The sequence below is a fragment of the bacterium genome, from assembly GCA_021158245.1.
Lineage (GTDB): Bacteria > Zhuqueibacterota > QNDG01 > QNDG01 > QNDG01 > QNDG01.
Genome location: JAGGVB010000087.1, coordinates 1 through 3,478, shown reverse-complemented (window position 1 = coordinate 3,478; position 3,478 = coordinate 1). Strand labels below are relative to the sequence as shown.

Genomic DNA, 3,478 nt, shown 5'->3' with positions numbered 1-3,478 from the left:
CTGAAATAAATCAGCGATATGAGTTAAAAAAGTAGTTTAGTAAAGAAGTCTTAATCCTGCACATAAGATGCTGCAGAAAGGTTTGCCCTGATGCTTAACCATGTTTGACAATTTATAGTCTTATAAATTAACCATATTGTTGCATGCAGTAAGCATATATAATTAAAATATTTATTATGAAATTTTTGAGAAAAATCAAGGATTATCAGGATGTCTTCTAATATAAGTTTATGCATAAGATTGTTTGGTAGTATGTGCATTAAACAATCCAAACAATGGTAAATAGGATACAGGTATTCGGATATGAGTCTATCGCCAAAAGAAAAACAAATCAAACAAAATAAGTTTAAAAATGCAGGGTAATTAAAAATGTGACGGTTAGGAAAAATTTTACACAAAATTTTGGATTTGATTGGTCTGCCTGATTCGCGGCTGTAGACAATTCATCTTTACTCATGTAATTTTCCTTGCCATAATCATAATAAGTTGATAAATTGATATTACATAAAATTGTGTGAGGTAAAAATGATACGCAGGCTCTTTTTTCCAGGTCTGATTGCTTTTCTGCTAATTTCTATTCCTCTGAATGCACAGGAGAGCCCTAAAGTTGGACTTGTCCTTTCCGGAGGAGGAGCCCGGGGATTTGCCCATATCGGTATTCTTAAAATGCTGGATTCGTTGAACATCCGTATTGACTACATTGCAGGTACAAGCATGGGAGGGATTCTCGGAGCTCTGTATGCAATAGGCTACAGCGGAGAAGAGCTTGAAAAAATTGTCAGGCATACAGACTGGGTGGAGATTTTTTCCGACAAGCCCAAAAGATCAATTCAGCCCTATTATCAGAAAAAAGAGTGCGGCAGATATCAGCTGAATTTCGGTATTGTTGATTTTAAACCGGTTCTGCCGTCAGGATTGATTATAGGGCAGAAACTCTACCTGCTTTTTGCAGACTTGATATTCCCTTTTAATAAAATCCGGAATTTTGATAATCTGCCTATACCATTCAGATGTGTGGCTGTAAATCTGCAGTCCGGTAATGAATTCATTATAAAAAACGGTTTTCTTGATAAAGCAATGCGCACAACAATGGCAATTCCCTCAATTTTCAGCCCTGTTGCCTGGGGAGATTCCGTATATATTGACGGAGGTATAAGCAACAACCTGCCTGTTGATGTTGTAAAAAAGATGGGTGCAGATATTGTCATAGCTGTTGATGTTATGGGACAGCAGAAAAACCCGGCTCCTGACAGATCGATTTTTGATGTTTTTAACAGCACTATTTCAATTCTCGGTATGGAGCGCTGGCGTAAAAATCTAGCAAACTCCGACATTTATATTCAGCCTGATCTTAATGAATTTACAATGACTGATTTCATAGACGAGAAAATAGAAAAAATTATTGCAAGGGGAGATGAGTCTGCAGAACAATTTAAAAATAAATTAACAGTTTTAAGAGATCTGAACCATCTGGAATGTTTTCATAATGTACATGATCTTAAAGCACAGGCAGGGCAGTACACAGTCAGGGGAATACGTATTACAGGGCCGACTACAATGGATTATGAAAAAATAAGGGGTCATGTGTGTATTGAGAAAGGTGACAAATTTGATCCCGATAAATTTAAGCAGTGCATTGACCGGCTTAGAAACAGCGGATTTTTTAAAGAGGTCACTTATGAGTTGATTCCCCTGCCTGATGAGGGCATAAGGATAGATGTAAGGGTATGGCAGCGGCCTGAACCTGTTATATCAAGCATATCCATTACAGGCAATAAAAGACATTCTTATGGTTTTATCTACCGTTTGCTTGGGCTCAAACCGGGAGAAAAACTCAATACGGAAGATCTTCACAGGCGAATAATGTCGCTCTATTCCTACGGTTATTTTGAGAAGATTACGTACAAGCTGGAACAGGTGGATGGAAAAAAGGTACATCTGAAATTAGACATCAAAGAAAAGCCTCTGCGAATCCTCCGCTTTGGCATGCGCTTTGACAATTATCATAAATTTGTAGGTATTATTTCCAGCCAGTTAACTGATATCCCTTTCTCCGGTATGCGTGTTGTTAATGAAGCGCAGTTTGCAGGCCTGTGGAATTACAGTTTTCTAATTCATTATCCTTCCCGCACAATAGACCCTTTTATCAGACTTAATTATAAAGATATTCCTCTGAGGCTTTATGATTCGGAAGGGCTGGTTTCTGCAAATTACAAAAACAGATCAGCAGGAGCGGGAGCCGGAATCGGATTGTTTTTCTCCGGTTCAATCCGCGGAGAAGTGTCATACAACATTGAAGAAATAGATACAGAACCAACAATATCTTCTCTTGATCCTGTTGATTTCCCCCATTACAAAGCAGATCTCAGGAAGATAAAAGCAAGCATTGATTTTGATTATGTTGACGATATCTATATGCCGAAGAAGGGGTTTCAGATATATTCCGAATTTGAAGGAAGCTATAAAAATTTATACTCGGATTTATCATACGAGCGTTTTTTAATTTACGGTGATTTTTACCAGACAATCGGTTTTCGCCACACTGCACGTTTGTATCTTTTTTCGGGCCGCAGCTCAGCAGATCTTCCCATATACAATTTTTTAAATCAGGGAAAACCGGATGCTTTTGTGGGGATGAGATGGGATCAGCTTTTTGCAAGTCAGATGGATCTTGTAAGAATGGAATACAGGTTTCAGGTCCACCGTTTTCTGTATGTACGTGCAATTGGGAATGCTGCGTTTGACATAAAAGATACGGGTAATCAGAAAGGTTCGGGGAAAAATGTCTTTGGATACGGATTCGGGTTCACATTTGCATACCCAATAGGAAGCCTGGAATTTGTTTTAAGCAGAGGAGACAGAAACTTCAGCTCTCCACGCGAAGTTCAGACATGCGCCTATCTTTCAATAGGGGCGAAGTTTTAAAGAAAGGCCTTTTATGTAATATTATTTTCTGGTTAACTCTGATGTTGTTTGTTAAAATTTTTGTCAGTATTTTAAAATATGTACAGTTCCATTTTAGGTTAACCGTGTGTTAAGAAAAACACAGATAAAGGATCTCAAAATGAAAAAAAAAGATACAGCCCTGCTTTTTCTATCAGTAGGTGTGGTTTTTCTGATAATAGGGCTTGTACAGCAGCATTTTTTGCTGACCTTTAAGAGCGGATTTTTTAATTTGGGTGTAATTTTTACTCTTTCAGGTCTTGTTGCTTTTGCCCTTGCTAAAAAGTTCGGATCCAAAGAGTAGATATCCAATTTTGCTGCAATATTATCTTAAATAAAAACCCGAAAAGATTTGTTAATATTTCGGATATGGAAATGTCAGTACAAAATTTTCATGAAAATAAAAAAAGAGGATTAATGAAGATTATCTCATCCGTAAAAAAAGAATTAAAAGAAAAAGCAGATGCTGAAAAGGCACAGCACCTTCAGAAGTTTTTTAAAGCTGTCCCCGGCGGTTACGGAGAAGGCGATAAAT

2 protein-coding genes are annotated in these 3,478 nt (G+C 37.5%); both read left to right on the top strand.

All coding sequences use genetic code 11. From position 1 onward, the window contains the following. Positions 1 to 525 precede the first annotated feature (525 nt). Complete coding sequence (locus J7K93_05190) at positions 526 to 2,925, top strand: patatin-like phospholipase family protein (GenBank protein MCD6116387.1); 2,400 nt, start codon at positions 526 to 528, stop codon at positions 2,923 to 2,925. Positions 2,926 to 3,064: 139 nt separating this feature from the next. Further along, the gene (locus J7K93_05185; GenBank protein ID MCD6116386.1) at positions 3,065 to 3,247 is read left to right on the top strand and encodes a hypothetical protein; all 183 of its coding nucleotides are present in this window, start codon (positions 3,065 to 3,067) and stop codon (positions 3,245 to 3,247) included. Positions 3,248 to 3,478: the final 231 nt, after the last annotated feature.